Origin of the sequence: Ornithinibacillus proteolyticus (assembly GCF_039581225.1) — a bacterium.
Lineage (GTDB): Bacteria > Bacillota > Bacilli > Bacillales > Amphibacillaceae > Ornithinibacillus > Ornithinibacillus massiliensis.
Window position 1 is genome coordinate 1 of record NZ_JBCPXV010000005.1, and the last position, 17,709, is coordinate 17,709.

The 17,709-nt window shown below is 36.9% G+C and carries 21 protein-coding genes and 1 pseudogene; 12 read left to right on the forward strand and 10 right to left on the reverse strand.

The window, feature by feature from the left end; translation table 11 throughout:
- Positions 1-132: 132 nt before the first annotated feature.
- Positions 133-1,431: a glutamate-1-semialdehyde 2,1-aminomutase gene (locus AAIB49_RS03925; RefSeq protein WP_339216763.1), complete on the forward strand. Its 1,299-nt coding sequence runs from the start codon at positions 133-135 to the stop codon at positions 1,429-1,431.
- Between the two features lie 111 nt (positions 1,432-1,542).
- A complete protein-coding gene (locus tag AAIB49_RS03930) occupies positions 1,543-1,926 on the forward strand; it encodes a hypothetical protein (RefSeq protein WP_343457282.1) in 384 nt (127 codons plus the stop codon).
- 414 nt (positions 1,927-2,340) lie between these two features.
- Here AAIB49_RS03930 and yidC read toward each other — a convergent pair whose 3' ends face one another.
- The 6 genes from yidC to mutY all read right to left on the reverse strand — a co-directional run bounded on the left by yidC (position 2,341) and on the right by mutY (position 7,531).
- Positions 2,341-3,135 carry a membrane protein insertase YidC gene (gene yidC / locus AAIB49_RS03935; protein WP_339216767.1) on the reverse strand — a complete coding sequence of 265 codons (795 nt, stop codon included), beginning with the start codon at positions 3,133-3,135 and terminating at the stop codon, positions 2,341-2,343.
- Positions 3,069-3,449 carry a hypothetical protein gene (locus AAIB49_RS03940; RefSeq protein WP_339216769.1) on the reverse strand — a complete coding sequence of 127 codons (381 nt, stop codon included), beginning with the start codon at positions 3,447-3,449 and terminating at the stop codon, positions 3,069-3,071. The genes yidC and AAIB49_RS03940 overlap by 67 nt, the downstream gene beginning before the upstream one ends.
- 91 nt (positions 3,450-3,540) lie before the next feature.
- A complete protein-coding gene (locus AAIB49_RS03945) occupies positions 3,541-5,286 on the reverse strand; it encodes an ABC transporter ATP-binding protein (RefSeq protein ID WP_339216771.1) in 1,746 nt (581 codons plus the stop codon).
- A 176-nt stretch (positions 5,287-5,462) separates the two neighbouring features.
- Complete coding sequence (gene ntdP, locus AAIB49_RS03950; protein ID WP_339216773.1) at positions 5,463-5,993, reverse strand: nucleoside tri-diphosphate phosphatase; 531 nt, start codon at positions 5,991-5,993, stop codon at positions 5,463-5,465.
- Between the two features lie 195 nt (positions 5,994-6,188).
- Complete coding sequence (locus AAIB49_RS03955; RefSeq protein WP_339216775.1) at positions 6,189-6,359, reverse strand: gamma-type small acid-soluble spore protein; 171 nt, start codon at positions 6,357-6,359, stop codon at positions 6,189-6,191.
- 98 nt (positions 6,360-6,457) lie between these two features.
- On the reverse strand, positions 6,458-7,531 hold the full coding sequence (mutY, locus tag AAIB49_RS03960) for an A/G-specific adenine glycosylase (protein WP_343457284.1): 1,074 nt from the start codon (positions 7,529-7,531) through the stop codon (positions 6,458-6,460).
- Positions 7,532-7,612: 81 nt separating this feature from the next.
- Here mutY and AAIB49_RS03965 point away from each other — a divergent pair, with 81 nt between their 5' ends.
- Entirely contained in the window at positions 7,613-8,599 is a 987-nt protein-coding gene (locus tag AAIB49_RS03965) for a metal-dependent hydrolase (protein WP_343457285.1), read from the forward strand.
- Positions 8,600-8,687: 88 nt separating this feature from the next.
- Here AAIB49_RS03965 and AAIB49_RS03970 read toward each other — a convergent pair whose 3' ends face one another.
- Positions 8,688-9,023: a YfhH family protein gene (locus AAIB49_RS03970; protein ID WP_186868850.1), complete on the reverse strand. Its 336-nt coding sequence runs from the start codon at positions 9,021-9,023 to the stop codon at positions 8,688-8,690.
- A 97-nt stretch (positions 9,024-9,120) separates the two neighbouring features.
- Here AAIB49_RS03970 and AAIB49_RS03975 point away from each other — a divergent pair, with 97 nt between their 5' ends.
- Positions 9,121-9,780 (forward strand): SDR family NAD(P)-dependent oxidoreductase, encoded by a 660-nt coding sequence (locus tag AAIB49_RS03975; protein ID WP_343457286.1) that lies wholly within the window; start codon positions 9,121-9,123, stop codon positions 9,778-9,780.
- 151 nt (positions 9,781-9,931) lie between these two features.
- On the opposite strand, the gene AAIB49_RS03980 is transcribed toward AAIB49_RS03975, so the two are convergent.
- Together AAIB49_RS03980 and recX are read right to left on the reverse strand one after the other, a co-directional pair.
- Positions 9,932-10,168 carry a hypothetical protein gene (locus AAIB49_RS03980; protein ID WP_339216783.1) on the reverse strand — a complete coding sequence of 79 codons (237 nt, stop codon included), beginning with the start codon at positions 10,166-10,168 and terminating at the stop codon, positions 9,932-9,934.
- A gap of 342 nt (positions 10,169-10,510) precedes the next feature.
- The gene (gene recX / locus AAIB49_RS03985; protein WP_339216785.1) at positions 10,511-11,332 is read right to left on the reverse strand and encodes a recombination regulator RecX; all 822 of its coding nucleotides are present in this window, start codon (positions 11,330-11,332) and stop codon (positions 10,511-10,513) included.
- Positions 11,333-11,400: 68 nt separating this feature from the next.
- On the opposite strand from recX, the pseudogene AAIB49_RS03995 reads away from it, so the two are divergent.
- From AAIB49_RS03995 to AAIB49_RS04005, 3 genes and pseudogenes are all read left to right on the forward strand, one after another.
- Positions 11,401-12,302, forward strand: a pseudogene (locus AAIB49_RS03995) (TIGR01777 family oxidoreductase).
- Positions 12,303-12,644: 342 nt separating this feature from the next.
- Complete coding sequence (locus AAIB49_RS04000) at positions 12,645-13,199, forward strand: GNAT family N-acetyltransferase (protein ID WP_339216789.1); 555 nt, start codon at positions 12,645-12,647, stop codon at positions 13,197-13,199.
- Positions 13,200-13,254: 55 nt separating this feature from the next.
- Complete coding sequence (locus tag AAIB49_RS04005) at positions 13,255-13,374, forward strand: YfhE family protein (protein ID WP_339216791.1); 120 nt, start codon at positions 13,255-13,257, stop codon at positions 13,372-13,374.
- A 38-nt stretch (positions 13,375-13,412) separates the two neighbouring features.
- On the opposite strand, the gene AAIB49_RS04010 is transcribed toward AAIB49_RS04005, so the two are convergent.
- On the reverse strand, positions 13,413-13,679 hold the full coding sequence (locus AAIB49_RS04010) for a hypothetical protein (protein WP_339216792.1): 267 nt from the start codon (positions 13,677-13,679) through the stop codon (positions 13,413-13,415).
- 605 nt (positions 13,680-14,284) lie between these two features.
- Here AAIB49_RS04010 and AAIB49_RS04015 point away from each other — a divergent pair.
- From AAIB49_RS04015 to AAIB49_RS04035, 5 genes are read left to right on the forward strand one after another with little or no spacing between them, the layout of a single operon-like run.
- Entirely contained in the window at positions 14,285-14,674 is a 390-nt protein-coding gene (locus AAIB49_RS04015; protein WP_186868857.1) for a GntR family transcriptional regulator, read from the forward strand.
- Entirely contained in the window at positions 14,675-15,775 is a 1,101-nt protein-coding gene (locus AAIB49_RS04020) for a DUF1648 domain-containing protein (RefSeq protein ID WP_343457288.1), read from the forward strand.
- Between the two features lie 32 nt (positions 15,776-15,807).
- The gene (locus AAIB49_RS04025; RefSeq protein WP_186868859.1) at positions 15,808-15,999 is read left to right on the forward strand and encodes a PLDc N-terminal domain-containing protein; all 192 of its coding nucleotides are present in this window, start codon (positions 15,808-15,810) and stop codon (positions 15,997-15,999) included.
- Entirely contained in the window at positions 16,000-16,911 is a 912-nt protein-coding gene (locus tag AAIB49_RS04030) for an ABC transporter ATP-binding protein (RefSeq protein ID WP_339216795.1), read from the forward strand.
- Complete coding sequence (locus tag AAIB49_RS04035) at positions 16,911-17,687, forward strand: ABC transporter permease (protein ID WP_343457289.1); 777 nt, start codon at positions 16,911-16,913, stop codon at positions 17,685-17,687. Before AAIB49_RS04030 ends, AAIB49_RS04035 begins: the two co-directional genes overlap by 1 nt.
- Positions 17,688-17,709 lie beyond the last annotated feature (22 nt).

The following is a 17,709-nucleotide window of genomic DNA, read 5'->3' on the forward strand; positions in this document are numbered from 1 at the left end:
AACCTGTAAATAAATTGAATTACTTTCAATTTTTAACTATCTATAAGGTGTGTCAACTAACTAGTGTTTATAAAATATTGAGAATACGCGAGTATTTGGAAGAAAAATTAACTTTATTGAGGGAGGAAAATGATGAACTTTACTAAATCTGAAGCACTTCATGAAGAAGCGCAACAACATATTGTTGGTGGAGTAAATTCACCATCTCGAGCTTATAAAGCGGTTGGAGGTGGATCGCCTGTTTATATGGAACGTGCTAAGGGAGCATATTTCTGGGACGTTGATGGCAATAAGTATATTGACTATTTAGCAGCTTATGGCCCGATTATTACTGGTCATGCACATCCACATATTACAGAAGCTATTAAAAAGGCAGCGGAAAATGGGGTCCTATACGGCACACCTACTCCATTAGAAAATCAGTTTGCCAAAATGTTAAAAGAAGCCATTCCATCATTGGAAAAGGTTCGTTTCACTAATTCTGGTACAGAGGCTGTCATGACAACTATTCGGGTAGCTAGAGCATACACTGGTCGTACGAAAGTGATTAAATTTGCAGGGAGCTATCACGGCCACTTTGATGCTGTACTTGTACAAGCTGGTTCAGGACCATCAACATTAGGTACACCAGACTCTGCTGGTATTCCTGTATCGGTTGCACAAGATGTGATAACCGTTCCGTTTAATGATATTGATGCTTATAAGGATGCGTTGGATAAATGGGGCGATCAGCTGGCTTGTGTTCTAGTGGAACCAATTGTAGGGAACTTCGGTATCGTTGAGCCTAAAGAAGGTTTCTTACAAGCAGTAAATGAGCTAACCCATGAGGCTGGAGCACTTGTCATTTATGATGAGGTAATCACTGCTTTTCGCTTTACCTATGGAAGTGCACAACAAGTCTATGGAATTGAACCTGATATGACAGCAATGGGTAAAATTATCGGTGGTGGACTACCAATTGGAGCTTATGGTGGTCGTAAGGATATTATGGAACAGGTTGCACCACTTGGACCTGCCTATCAAGCTGGTACAATGGCAGGAAACCCAGCTTCCATGTCAGCAGGAATTGCTTGTTTAGAAGTGTTAAAACAAGATGGTGTTTATGAAAGACTGGACAAGCTTGGTGCCCACCTAGAAAAAGGAATACTAGAAAAAGCAAAACAATTTGGAATGACACTTTCCATTAATAGGCTACGTGGTGCTTTAACTGTGTACTTTGGAAGTACGGATACAATTACGGATTATGAGGGTGCGGAAGCGAGTGATGGCGAACAATTCGCTACGTTCTTTAAACTAATGCTGAACCAAGGAATCAATCTTGCTCCATCGAAATATGAAGCTTGGTTTATTACAACAGAGCATACAGAAGCTGATATCGATCAAACAATTGAAGCAGTAGGTAATGCCTTTAAAGAAATGACTTCTAACTAATCCATAAGACACTTGTGAAAAATTAACCACAAGTGTCTTTTTTCATACTCCAATATGGTATATTCTTCTTATCAATATTGTGTTAATTTTCTAAAAATAGAGGTGCTTTCCATGTATTTCCTTCAGAAATCTTTAGCAACCATATTTAGTGCATTAATTATTGGATTCGTTTTATTTGACTACTTCTTCTTTGCTTTTCTTATTTCCCTCCCGATTTTTCTAATAGCTGGATCTATATGCTCCTACATTGTCGATGTATATCTACTTGAGAAATTAAAAATAAGTAGCTTACTACAAGAATATTTACTATCGATTATTGTATATGCATTAGGCGGAATCGTTACCATGTTTATCTTCTCCATTAGCCAAGGTAGTATTTCAAGCAGTACCATTTTACCGACTTTACTAATAGGAATCGTTCCTGCCTTAATCTATTTGCATCTTAGCTTTCTATTTAAGTTAGTGTTATTTCGGAAAAACACACTCATAGGTTAGTACATGTAGTGGAAACAAATGAACTCAAGAAGGCAGTTAATAAGAAGCGGAATTATTCTCCTATTTCTTTTCGTACTCGTTTTTGGAAGTTAGAGACATGCCACTGTACAAAGTTTTCCAATTCCAATCATTGCACAGGTTGAAAAGAAGTACAGTGACCATGAAATTTCTTTTAATTTCATCGGAATCAATACACTTTATGTAGAGCATGTAAAACCGTTTGGCTGGAAGCAAGTAGATCAAATGGGCTCTAGGAGAATTTACGAAAAAGATGGACATACAGTTGCCTTAACCACTTTTAAAGATGGATTTTATATAGAAGCCGACGAGTAACATTGTAGTACTCTGTCACATTTTACAATAAAAACAAAAGCCACCAATAACATCATCCATGATTTATTGGTGGCTTTCTCATTAATCTTCCTGTTGTCGCTTATGAGCTAAATATATTCTTTTTGAAATTAAGGTCTGTATAATCACGATGAATCCTCCAACTGTCCAATACAATGGTAAAGCAGCTAGCGTATTTAGTGAGATAATTCCTATCATAATTGGGGATATCAATCCAATTAATGCCATCTGCTTTTTCATCTTTGGATCAAGTCCAATTTGTGACACCTTATACTGAATGAAATAAACCAATACAGCAATAGCAACCATGATGTAATCCGTTTCTCCTAAGTTAAACCAGAGGAATGAATGGGTTGCTATTTCTGGTGTTTGGCGAATAGCATAGTAGAATCCAATTAGAAATGGAAGCTGAATAAGCATCGGTAAGCAACCACTAAAAGATGAAAGTGGATTGAAATTATGCTTTTGATAGAGCTGCATCATTTCGAGTTGAAGCTTTCTTTGTGATTCAGGGTCTTTTTTATCTTTATATTTAGCCTGAATCTCTTCCATTTCAGGCTTGATAATTTTCATTTTATCTTGCATTTGCATACTATTCTTTGTTTGTTTAATCATAAACGGCATAATGACTATTCGAATTAATACGGTGATGATAATAATAGAAAGACCGTAATTATCATGAAAGAATACTGCAATAGATTTTATTAAGATAGAAAAGCTGTCTACAAAAATGTGATTAAACCATCCTGTTGACTCGGATGAACTATTCCCAGAACATCCAGCTAGAAATATTATGAGTAAAATGCCTCCGAAAAGGCTGATTTTCTTAAAGTTAGTGAATACAGATTGTTTTTCCATTGTGCTCCTCCTCGTTTTTTAACAAATTTATAAAATGAGGAAAGAGCTCCTTCTTCATCGTCATCCGGTACTTCGATTCGTTTCGTAATAATCGCTAACCAATTACGCCTCTCTACAAATTCATTCACTTGATGCAGTACAGGCTCAAAATTACCATATAATCGGTAGTGATTTCTTATATCCACCTGCTTATTGAAAAAGAATTCAAATTCAGGGAACCAACGAATAACATATATAGCGGAAAGTAATACACTTACATATAGATAAAATGGTGAAAAATCACCAAAGAATTCAAATAGAAAATCTAGCATCATCTGTATTCACCCCCTTTACCATTTAACGTACTTCTATTTCATACGTATGATACACATAAAAAGTTTCTCTTTCTAGGAACAATTATTTCCATTAATCATCAAAGTGTTGTACTTGATATAAATCATAATAACTTCCCTTTGATTCCATAAGTTCCGTATGCGATCCTACTTCCGTTATTTCCCCATTTTCGATTACGACAATTCTATCCGCATGAGTAATAGTTGCCAGTCGGTGGGCAACAATAAATGTTGTTCGATCGGAGGCTAATTTTTCCATTGCTTCCTGTATCGTATGCTCACTCTCTAAATCTAGCGCAGAAGTCGCTTCATCAAAGATAAGGATTGGTGGATTCTTCAAGAAAACGCGAGCAATTGCTATACGCTGCTTTTGTCCTCCAGATAGCTTCACACCACGCTCACCTACTAATGTATCATATCCTTGTGGTAGTTCCATAATGAAATCATGGGCATTGGCAGCTTTAGCCGCTTCCATAACCTCTTCATCTGTTGCATGCGGGTTCCCCATGCGAATATTCCTAGCTACCGTATCCCCAAATAATATATTATCCTGAAGTACCATACCGATATTGTTACGAAGTGATCTTGCTTCATAGTCACGGATATCGATTCCATCCACTTTTATCGATCCTCCGGTTACATCATAAAAACGTGGAATCAAACTGATTAATGTTGATTTACCCCCACCACTCATACCGACAAGGGCAATTGTTTCACCTTGGTGAACCTGCAAGTTAATATTCTTCAGCACAGTACCTTCATCGTCATATTGGAAGGATACTTGATCAAACTCAATATCGCCGTGAACACGACCTGCTTTGACTGCATTTGGTTTATCGACAATATCATATTTTTCATTCATAAATTCAAATACACGGTCGATAGAAGCAATCGATTGGATAAGTACAGTAGATGAGTTTATCAATCTACGTAATGGACTATAGACCCTTTCTAAATAAGCAAAGAATGCTACCATGGTACCTAATGTTAAATTACCAACGATTACCTGATAACCCGAATACGTTATTACTAATAATGGCGCTAAATCGGTGATTGTATTGGTTACGGCGAAGGTCTTAGCATTCCAAGTCGTATGCTCTAATGCTTTATTTAAAAACTTACTATTTTCTTTATCGAATTCCTTTTGCTCATATTCCTCTAATGCAAAGCTGCGGGTAACCGGAACACCCTGTACTCTCTCGTGTAAATGTCCTTGTACCTCTGCTAATGCTTGGGAACGTTCCCTTGTTAGGCGACGTAACTTCCCATAAAAATATTTGATGGAAATGCCAAATATCGGGAATAAAATAATCGAAACTATCGTTAAACCAACATCCATCGATAACATAATACCAATGGCAATAAATATTGTTATTAAATCGAGCCATATATTCATTAAACCCGTGATAACGAAATTCTTGGTTTGTTCGACATCATTTATTACCCGGGAAATTATTTCGCCGGTTTTTGTCGTAGAATAGTATCTTAAGCTCAATTTTTGCAAGTGGTCGAATAGCTTATCTCTTATATCATAAAGGATTTTATTCCCTACCCACTGGGCAAAGTATTGACGATAATATTCAATTGGTGGACGAAGAACTAGAAAAATGACGAATGCTCCACCCATAATCCAGAAGAGGTTGGTTAGTTTTTCATTAGTCCCCCATGTCTCATGACCAATAATGTCATCAATGACGTATTTCATGATTAATGGAATTAATAGTGGTATTACAAACTTCACAATCCCAATAACAATCGTAACGATAATTTTCCATTTATACGGTTTAACATACCCCATGAATTGCTTTATACTGCTCATAATACATCAACTTTCTGTTTGTTTTTTTCTAGAATTATTGTTCTCTAACTTCTTTTGTAAAAAACGGAATACAATAGTATTGTTTATGTTGCATGCCACGGTTATTATGCTTTCCCTATAAAAAAAAGCAAAACCCTTGCTACACATGTAACAAGGTTATCATGACCTATTTGCACTTAAAATCTATATGTAAGAAATCGTTCGTACCATTGATCAACAAAACCAGGTGAAAACGGTCCTTTTCGCTGCTGTATCCAATGCTGTAGTTCTGCCATATTATTGTATAAAATTCGGTCTAATACCCCAGGGTAATTCATTTCATCCCTATGAACTTGATATTCATCTTCATCTAATAAATCAAACGTCATATCTGGATAAACCTTTAAATCTAAATCATAATCAATGTACTTTATTGCATTTTCTTCATAAACAAATGGAGAGCTAATATTACAATAATAATGAATACCATCATCACGAAGCATACCGATTATATTAAACCAATGCTTGGAATGGAAGTAACATATAGCAGGCTCTCTTGTAATCCAGGTACGCCCATCACTTTCTAATACATTTGTCTTATCATTAGCCCCGATTACAACCTGTTCCGTTCCTTTCAACACAATCGTGCTTTCCCAAACACGATGCAAGTTGCCATTATGTTTATAGCTTTGAATTTTTAAATCTGTACCAGCCCTCGGAGCTACCATCTAATCCCTTCCCATTCTAATTACTTAACCGTTGGATATAATTTATTTACACATCCTATAAATCGACAATTTGTCTAACTTTTTCTATCTATTATAAGGGGTGTCAAATAAAATATAAAGCATTTAGCAATGTGATAAGCAAAAAGAAGAGCCTCCGGGAGATAGGAAGCTCTTCATTACTTCGAGGGTAAATCGTTATTTTTTATTAGCTTGAGATTGTTGATTTTGCTGTTTAACTTCTTGAGCATTTGTTTCAGAAGCAAATTCTGTACCAAATTGTCCTTGACCTGCTTTAGATTGCGCGTTTTGCTGTTTTACTTCTTGTACGTTAGTACCAGAAACAGTTTTGTTAGGATTTTTAGCCATTATTATCACCTCCAACAATAAATACTATTTCCAGATAGAGGTGTAATTATGAAGGTAATTCAATAGTATATTTTGGAAGTTTTTCTCCAGTATATTTCTTATAAGAACTGCATCATCTTTTGATGAGAAACTGGGAATGGATAATGTCCTAGCTCTTCTTCCTCCACAAATGTAAGACTGGTAACCTGTTCTGCCTGTTCCATTAAGACTGCTGGATATATACCTAGCTCCCATGTTAAATGTGAAAATACATGCTTTAATTCCCCTTGTTTTTTTCCTAATTTAACTCTTACCCCATAATGGGTGAAGAACCAATTTTCTACTAATTCCATTTCAAGCTCTTGCAATGGAACCATCGGGAATTGCCAAAGATTAGCCAACAAGCCTTCTTCCGGTCGTTGCTCGATAGCAACTTTACCTTCTTCATTTCGTAGTAATAACACTGCATATGGCATTTTTTTATTCTTTTTAGCTTTTGTTTTTATCGGTAATTGTTGCTCAACGCCTAGTTTAAATGCTTCACAGTACTCTTGTACGGGACATACTAAACATGCAGGGGATTTTGGGGTACAAATGGTTGCTCCAAGATCCATAATTGCTTGGTTAAAGGATGAGGGATCCTCGTGTGAGATAACTTCTCTTGTAACCGATTCAAATAACTTCTTTGTTTTAGGTAAAGCTATATCATCATCAATATTGAGTACTCGAGAGAACACACGCATCACATTTCCATCAACTGCAGGTTCTGGTTGATTATAGGCAATAGAAAGAATTGCGCCCTTTGTATAAGATCCTATTCCCTTTAATCCTTCTAATTGCTTCGGATCATTAGGAACTGTCCCGCCGTAATTTTCCACTACTTCGCGCACTGCATGTTGTAAATTACGGGCGCGGGAGTAATATCCTAACCCTTCCCAAGCCTTTAATACCGCCTGCTCCTCAGCAGCTGCTAAATCATATACTGTAGGAAATTTTTCAATAAAATTATTAAAATACGGAATCACTGTATCCACTTTTGTTTGTTGCAGCATAATTTCTGATACCCAAACTTTATAGGGGTCTTGATCCTGTCGCCATGGTAAGTCTCGCTTGTTTGTATAATACCAAGCTAAAAGATCATTTTGAAATGCAGAAATATTAAAATTCTGTAACGGATTATCCTGAACTGTCATATAACCACTTCCTTTATGGTACACTAAAAACACACTGAAAAATTTTAAACCTCAAACTAGATTCTATAGGAGGAATTCGATTTGGATACTGGAACCCACATTGTTATGGGGGTTGCCTTAGCAGGCCTAGCAACGCTCGACCCGGCCGTGAGTAATGATCCGGTCTTATTCAACGCAGTCCTAGTCGGTACAATTATTGGTTCACATGCACCAGATTTCGATACTGTATTAAAATTACGTAATAATGCAACCTATATTAGACATCATCGAGGAGTTACCCATTCTGTCCCTGCCGTCATTACTTGGGGTATTTTAATCGCGACGATTATCCACTTGTTTGTTCCTCAAGCTAATTTCTGGCATCTATGGGGTTGGACAGCATTAGCGGTTTTCCTACATGTGTTTGTAGATATTTTCAATGCTTATGGTACACAAGCATTTCGTCCTTTTACAAATAAATGGATTGCCCTTGGTTTCATCAATACCTTTGATCCTTATATTTTCACCCTACATGTGGCAGGGATAGTGGCATGGGTCTTAGGAGCAAATCCTGGCATTACTTTTTTAATCATTTACGCAGTAATTATATTATATTACATCAAGCGTTATATGGAGAAAAAAGAAATTGTTAAAACTATCCATGAATTCATTCCAGATACAACGGAAATAGCAACTTCCCCAACCATAAAGCAAAATTACTGGCGAGTTGCCATTACGACACCAACTAATTTCTACGTCGGAATAGTGGAAGATGGCCATATTGAAATTGTGGATGAGTTTGAAAAAGTTCCATTACCTAATTCCCCGATTATTGATATAGCCATGCAGGATAAAAATATATCTGCATTTTTATCCTTCTCTCCTATATACCGTTGGGAGATTAGTGCATATGATGACTATACTGAGTTACGTTTTATTGATTTAAGATATCGCTCTAAAACATTTTACCCATTTGTTGCAGTGGTGCAAATCAATAACGATCACGAGATAATTAGCTCTTATACAGGCTGGATTTTCTCAGAACATAAGCTTCAAAACAAATTATATGTTGGCGATAGTCCAGTTTAGTAAACAAGGAGAGAAGCGTAGTTCTACCGCTTCTCTCCATTTTTATTAAAATCAAAAGAGCTCCTTTACTAAACAGAGCTCTCGTCTATTAGTTATCTAATTTTTTCCCTAATAAAGAAATTGGAATTGCCTCTTCTTTTTCATATACTTCATCCAATAGATTGATGCGATGCCCCCATGCAAAAACCCCTTCTAAATAGTTAATTTTAAACCGGTGACCTGGGTCATGACGGAACTCGTATGTGCTCCCTGGTTTAAAGTCTTCTGGATTTAATGTATATGCTAAAGCTAATTGCATTTTTCTTTCATATATTTGAACTTCACTAATATTACCTAATTGTTCTGCCTTTTGGGCTTTTTCTTTAAATTCTCCTACTAAAGCAAGTAATTGCTCCACAGATAAATCACTATACCGATAGTTCATTTAGCTAGTCCCCCTTCAACTCACTTTACATTTTATCAACAATTTAAGACAATTAAAATGGTTATACATTAATATTAGACAAAAGGTGGCTAAATATATGCCGACAGTTGGAATTACAGGTGCTGGTACTGGGCTTGGGAAGGCCTTAGCATTCGAATATGCTAAGCACGGGTATACCGTGTATTTATTAGGACGGAGAAATAATCCGTTACAACTTGTTCAACATCAACTAATTCAAAATGGATTTGACGCAGAAGTTGTTCTCTGTGATGTAAGAGAAGATGCTTCTATTCAAATTGCCTTTCAGCGTATCGGTGAGCTAGATGTTTTCATTAATAATGCTGGCACTGGTGTATTTGGACCTATTGAAGACTATACAGTTGACGATATTGATACTACTTTAGATACAAATGTAAAAGGAACTATACTAGCCGTACAAGCTGCTCTTCCACTTATCCGAAAAAGTAAAGGGAGAATCCTAACGATTATTTCTACAGCAGGAATACGTGGAAAAGTTAATGAATCTCTTTATTGCGCCAGTAAATTCGCTATCCGAGGCTTCACAGAATCCCTACAAAAAGAATGGGAAGAGGAAAATTTCTCTATCACCGCCGTTTATATGGGCGGAATGAACACACCATTCTGGTCTAAATCTCAACATGTTGACGATCCCTCACGTCTAAAAAGTCCAGAGATTGTAGCAAAACAAATTTATGCGGAAGATGATGGCCGCTTAGAGATTGTGATTGATAAGTAGAGGAATTTCGTGGGGCTGATGCTGGAGTGGGGGTTGGAGGGGGATGGTTTTCTTGCTTGGGTGTGGTTTATTTGGGCTTATCTAATTCTCACTTGGGCGTATGTTTCAGGTTTTTGGGATTATCCTTTTCTCAATTGGGCGCATGCTTCCGCTATTTGGGCCCATCCTTCTCTCGTTTGGGTGCATCTAATTCTCGTTCGGGCTTATGCTTCCGCTTTTCGGGATTATCTTTCTTTCGCTTGGGCGCATCTACTTCTCTCTCGGGATCATGCTTCCGCTTTTCTGGACTATCCTTCTCTCGTTTGGGCTCATCTAATTCCAATCCGGGACCATCCTTCCGTTTTTCGGGATTATCTTTTTCTTTCGCTTGGGCACATCTACTTCTCACTTGGGATCATGCTTCCGCTTTTTGGGCTCATCCTTCTCTCGTTTGGGTGTATCTTCTTCTCTCTCGGGCTTATGCTTCCACTTTTTGGGCTTATCTTTCTTTCGCTTGGGTACATCTAATTCCCATTCGGGCTCATGCTTTAGCTTCTTGGGCTCATCTTTCTCTCGTTTGGGTGTATCTTCTCCTCTCTCGGGATCATGCTTCCGCTTTTCGGGATTATCTTTCTTTCGCTTGGGCGCATCTACTTCTCACTCAGGCTCATCCTCCTCCCGCATAAGCGCATCTTCCCCTAAACTATCTACAATACCTAAAAAAACAAGAGACTTGCTCCCTGGCAAGTCCCTAAAATTCTGCTTCAATCTCTTCATCGATAAATTTATTGATTAAATCTATTTGAAATCCTTTACGATATAACCCTTCTTTTACTTTCATTTTTAGTTCATATCCTGACTTTTTAGGGGAATGTTTTCGGACAAGCTTTTCGCCTTGGTATACTAGTGATTCCCATTCTGCAGTGTTATCTTTCTCATCTACTACTGATAATAAAACTTCGCCTATCACATCGGATGTAAATCCTTTTTGGACTAGGGTGGTTCGGAGCTGCTCAATTTTTTTGTTAAAGGATTCTTTCTTACTGGAGCCTATTTTTTTGTTTACCCATTTCATTGCTTTCTCAAATTGTGTATCATAGTTATAAAGTGTTACAGCTTCTTCCGCAATTGATGGGGCAACTCCTTTTTCTATTAATTCTCGTTTTACTAATAGAGGACCCTTTGATGTTGTATTTATTCTAGTTAAAGTAAAGGCTTCAGCAAATTGTTTATCATTAATCAATCCTTCCTTCGTGAGACGATCGATAATGATCATAATATGCTCGGGCTCTACTTCCTTTTTCACTAAATAATCATATATTTCCTGTCTGGTTCTCATACGGAAGCTTAAATAATTGATTGCTAACAGATAGGATTTTTGGATTGTATCTTTTCGGATGAGGAGATCAATCGTTGCTTCATCTAGCTCAAGTCCCTTTCGGAGTCCAAATTCCACCAAGATTGCTTCGTCTACACTAAAGGCATACTTATCACCGTCACCTTCAACAAAATAAATATTATAACGTTGTTTACTCTTTTGTTGTGTTGTTATTCGGCTTATTTTTGCTGGCAACTTCATCACCTCTTTTGTCCATCATAACATGATCATAATATAAGATTACCAAAAGTGAGGAGATTTGTATGAATTTTTTAATCACGGGCGGTACTGGTTTTGTTGGTAAAAAGCTTGTTGAAAGGCTAACCTTACTCCATCATAACAGCTATATCTTAACCCGCACCCCAGAGGAATTTACCAATACCGAACATACTACATATATCACATTTGAGGACGCAAAAAAACTTCCTCCTATTTATGGGGTGATTAATCTTGCAGGCGAGAGCTTATTCGGTTACTGGACGAAGAAAAAGAAAAAAAGATTAAATCTAGTAGAATCGAAATCACCCAAAAGATTATTCATCTCATGAAGAATATGGATGTCAAACCTGAAGTCTTTATAAGTGGGTCTGCTGTAGGTTACTATGGCGTGTCTAATGAAATCATGTTTACTGAAGAGACAGAAAAGCCTGGGGATGATTTTTTAGCTGATGTTGTAGTAGCATGGGAGAATACAGCGAAACAGGCGGAAGATATGGCTATTCGAACAGTGTTTGCACGGTTCGGTGTGATTTTAGGGAGAGATGGTGGTGCATTACCGCTGATGTCACTACCTACGAAATTATTTGTCGGCGGTAAGATTGGCAAAGGAGAGCAATGGACCTCTTGGATTCATATAGATGATGTCGTGGATATGTTGATTTTTACTATCGAAAATGAACACATATCTGCTGCTCTTAATGTGACAGCTCCAACTCCATCTCGGAATAAAGAATTTAATCAAATTCTTGCCAAGAGTCTGCGACGTCCTTATTGGTTCCCTACACCCGGGCTTTTAGTCCATACTGTTACCGGGGAGATGAGTCAGCTTGTGTTGAAAGGACAGTATGTGCTACCAAATAAAGCAATCGAAAACGGGTTCCAATTCACATATCCGACGCTGGAATTAGCGTTAAATCAACTATTTGCTGATGTAAAGAAAAATTAACAAATTTTGTCGATATTTTTGATGAAAAAGTTGTTCCATTTTAGTGATAATCATAGTATTATATGTATTGTTACAAATCGAAACGATTAAAAACACATATTCGTTCTTTCTTTTGCGATTATGATAGTTTTTCTAATGCAACTAGGAAAGAAAATTATACTTTCCAAATTGCAAAATATAACGGGGAAGGCAAATGGTGCGCCACCAGTTTTTTAACTGGTTCTAGTGGGTTCGATTCCCACCCCGAATTTTTGTTGATCTTAATAAAAATTCGCGGGTGGGCTACCAACTAGGTTTCCTTTTCTTTGGTTACCCTCCTGCATAAATAAGGAGGGTTTTTTGATGCTAAAAAAGCGTGAATTACATGAGGTGCCAGTATTGTTTGAACTGATGTCACACCCAGATGTATTCCCATATGTAAGACATAAAGCAACAACTACTGATGAGTTTTACTTCATCACCAAGAAGACAATTGAAGCAGAAGAACGCGGTGAGTTAATCTCAAGGACGATCTTAGACGAATATCAGCAGGCAATTGGTACGATTAATCTGTTTGATATCGAACAGAATCACGGTTTTTTGGCAACATGGATTGGCCAGCCTTATTTCGGGAAAGGGTATAATCGACTTGCTAAGGAGCAGTTTTTCGATGAGTTATTCTTTGATTATGAAATCGAGACTATCTTCATGAAGGTACGAAAAACAAATCTCCGCTCTACAAAAGCCGTTTTAAAACTTCCTTATGTAGCCTTAGGAAACACCATTTACCCAGAAATATATCAAAAAGTAAATAAGAACGAAGAAATATACGATATCTTTGCCATTTCTAAAGAGCATTACCTATCCTATCAGCAATTTGCCAGCCTTGAAGCTAGTGCTGATGATGAAGTTGTATAAAATTGCATAAATATTACAGATATGGTTATTCTAAGAATAAAAGTGAGGGATGACCATGTCGGCGAGAGAAAAGCGTGAAGTAAGAGATAAGTTTCTAAACAAGACGCAGGAAGTATTGTATCAAAAGGAGTTTAAGCGTGCAGACCGCGCTAGGCAAAAAGGGGATCGAAGCTAAGCTTCGGTCCTTTTTTTCCCTTTCCTATAAGGAATACTCTATCTATTAGTTCTAACAAATTTTCTATAGGAAATAAGTATTAAAGCACAGACCAGTGCTAATCCGAGGAATGTGAAAAGAAAGTATAGAGGTGAACCCACTATCCCAAAAGCTACTTCATTTTGAAGTGTTTCTACAATATCCCAATTCCCAGCAATGGTAGGTTGATAATTCTTCGTTTGAAAGTACCCTACTAACATGGTTCCGGCGATATAAAATAGATGAATGACAAAAGAAAAAATACATGATTGAACGATAATCTTCAACCCCTACACCCCCTCGTAGTCTTGGTTCCATTTTATACTATGAAATTTATTACATCAAATTGTTTTCTTAGATGCTTAAGCTGTTTATGTGTAGCCTTGCCTCACTATTCTAAACGTTACACACACCAAAGCCATTTTTGCGGATAAATAAAAAGAAAGCGCTGTTTCCCCTTGATTTATACACAGGATCATGTTGATTATCACTCACAAATTAACTGTGAATAATGTGCATAAGTTTAATTTTTCCTAATTAATAGCGTATTTTCATGTGGATAATCCTGTGGCTAACTTTTTTTCCTAAACGTTACTTTTACTGTTTATTTTAAAATGCTATTTCGGACAAATTCAGCAATTAGTCTCTTCTATACTATCCCAGATTAATTAATCAAATGCTCTCCCTATTGTTCATTCCAATTTAAAAATCCAAGTACTTTTATCCATTACCTTCTCTTATATTATCCCCTCCACCATAAACTAATTGTAATGATTTTTTCTATTGACATACATGTTCTAACTGTTATACTATGAATATAACAGTTAGAACTAATGCTATTACAAAATACCTGGGATTTGAACTCTCCCAGTCTAAAGGAGCGTGTTCCAATGTGCTAATAAATCTAGATTTTGAATCGAATGAACCAATTTATCAGCAGTTAGTCCATCAAATCATTGAAGGGATTGCTCGTAAGGAAATTGCACCTGGTGAAGGACTTCCATCTGTTCGGTCACTTGCTTCTGACATAGGAATAAATTTGCATACTGTTAATAAAGCGTATCAACAATTAAAGCAGGATGGATTTATTCTAATCCACCGACAAAAAGGAGTTGTTGTGAATCCGGATGGTGTTCCTAAGGCCGATGCCAATTATAAGAAGCAGCTGGAGAAAAATTTGCGTCCCCTCATTGCTGAATCAATATGTCGGGATGTTAGTGAAGAGGAATTTTTAAGGCTTTGTTCTACGATTTTTGAAACTTATCAAGGGGGTTCTGCGTAAATGAATATGATATATCTATTCCTTATTTTACTTCCGGTTTTCATCATAACCATGTTTATGCCATATTGGACACGAAAAACAGAAAGCTTTGGTGTATCGATTCCAGAAGAGATTTATCATTTAGATAACATCAAGAAGCTACGCAAACAATATGTCCAGTTTTCTGGAATAGCAAGTATTTTAGTAGTCGTACTTTTTTTAGTTCTAAGCTTTATTGATAACTTAGATGAAATTACTTTTGCTCTTTCCTTCTCTCTATTAATATTCCTATATCTAATTGGCACCTTTTTTATCTACTTACATTTTCATCGAGCCATGAAACGGTTGAAGCAGCTCGAAAACTGGGGCCAAGAAAAAGCGCAAGCAATATTCGTCTCAACTGATTTCAGAAGTCATAAATTAATCCATTCCAATGCTTGGTTTATTATTTCATTTCTCATAACGTTTGCGATGATTACTATAACCTTTATGTTCTATGACCGTATACCAGAGCAAATTCCAATTCAATATAACATGAGCGGTGAAGTTACGAACTGGGAGGATAAATCGACACGCATCCTTCTTGCTATGCCAATCATGAGTCTTTATTTAACACTGTTATTTATGTTTTTAAATACTATGATTGCTAAAGCAAAGCAACAGATTAGTGCCGAAAAACCAGAAGAATCCCTACAACAAAATATCATTTTCAGAAGAAGATGGTCAATGTACCTTATTGTTACTGGGATCGGATTAACACTATTATTTGCTTTCATTCAGTTTTCCTTTATTTTCTCAGTTAACCCAGCAATTCTTACCATTTCACCGCTAGTTTTCACAGCTATACTCACCCTTTGGGCAATCATCTTGGCAATCACGACAGGACAGGGTGGTAGCAGAATAAAAGTGTCAACTGGTACTAATGGAGAAGTGATTAATCGGGATGATGATTCCAATTGGAAGCTAGGAATATTTTACTTTAACACGAATGACCCAGCGCTATTTTTAGAGAAGCGATTTGGAATTGGTTGGACTATTAATTGGGCACGACCACTTGCATGGAGCATTATGTTAGGGATAATTTTATTAGCAGTAGTCATTCCACTGTTGTTAGGGATGTAATTATTATTATGTTCAGGGGGAGTTGAGATTTTATGGGAGATATTAATTGGGCGATACTTGCACCGTTCTTCATTATTCAGCTAATTTTATTAATTGTTGCCATTGTAGACTTAGTAAAAGTAAGAGAAACAAATGGCCCGAAATGGTTATGGGTACTGATTATTGTTTTTGTTAGCATGGTCGGACCTATTATCTACTTCATTTTTGGAAGGAGACAACGTTAAATGAGTTTACTTACAGTAAATAATCTAACTAAAAAATATGGTTCCAAAACCGTCGTGGACCATATTAGCTTTGAGTTTGGTCACAACAAATGCATTGCCCTAATTGGTCCTAACGGTGCAGGTAAAACGACAACATTACGGGCACTATCTGGACTGTTAAAACCATCCGACGGAACTATTCAATTTGAGAATCAAGAAAAGAACCATGACATTCGCGATAAAATTGGATACTTGCCGCAATATCCCGCTTTTCACACTTGGATGACAGGTAAGGAATTTTTAGTTTACAGTGGGAAATTAGCAAAGCTCACTAAAGAAGAGGCGAAAAAAAGGGCAGATGAGCTATTAAAGATAGTCGGGATTTCGGATGAAGCTAAGAACGAGCGAATTGGTCGCTACTCTGGAGGGATGAAGCAGCGACTAGGTATCGCACAAGCTATTATTCACCGCCCGAAACTATTAATCTTAGATGAACCGGTCGCATCGCTTGATCCGCTTGGCAGAAGAGAAGTATTAGTTCTAATGGAAAAATTAAAAGAAGAAATGACCATTTTATTTTCTACTCATATCTTAAATGATGCTGAGGAGGTAAGTGATGAACTAATCTTACTTCATCAAGGACAAATCATTGAATCTGGTTCGATAGCAGAATTACGTAAAAAATATCAAACTACGATAATCGAGTTGCAGGTGGAAGGAGATTTAAGCCTTTACCAAGAAAAGCTAAACAATCTAGAAACTATAATGAGTACAAAACAAGAACGGAACACGCTTTTCATTACTGCCTCCGAGGTAAAAAGTGCACGTGATGAAATTCTAGCCACAGCTACTAAAGAGAATTGGCCAATCACAACATTTTCAATCAATCAAGCCTCACTAGAGGATATGTTTATGAGGGTGGTGAAATCGTAATGCAATGGATGACATTATTTCAAAAAGAGCTGCTAGAGAATTGGCGAAATAAGAAGTGGATTTGGGTTCCATTAGTGATGATTTTAATATCCATAATGGATCCATTAACGACATACTACTTGCCGCAAATTATTGATTCTGTCGGTGGGGTTCCTGAGGGTACTACATTTGAACTACCTGAATTTGCACCGCCAGAGGTCATGATGATGAGTCTTTCACAGTTAAGTTTTTTAGGAGTACTAGTAGTAGTCTTAATTGCAATGGGAACAATAGCTGGAGAACGGAAAAGTGGTATTTCCGAGCTTATCTTAGTTAAGCCTGTACATTATATGAACTATATTACAGCTAAATGGGCTTCCTATTTACTATTAGTATGGGTATCGCTGTTGTTAGCCTTATTAGTTAGCTGGTACTATATTAATCTTTTATTTGGGACAATATCCTTCAGCGATTTTCTTATCACATATATTTTCTATGGCTTATGGTTAACCCTTGTGGTTTCACTGACCATTTTTTATAACACAGTAATTAAATCTTCAGGTTTAGTTCTGTTCTTTACCATTTTAACGATTATGGTGATGAGTATCGTAACCCAGATCTTCCAGCATATTTTGGATTGGAGCCCGAATAACTTATCTACTTACATTATCGAGTCAATCAGTACTGGCGAATTACATTCCGAATTAATTTTAACCGGGGTGATCACACTAGCGATTTCAATCGTATTAATTCTTGTTTCAGGACAGCTATTTAAACGGAAAGAAATGGCTGGATAAATAGGAAGGGGACATCCTGTCG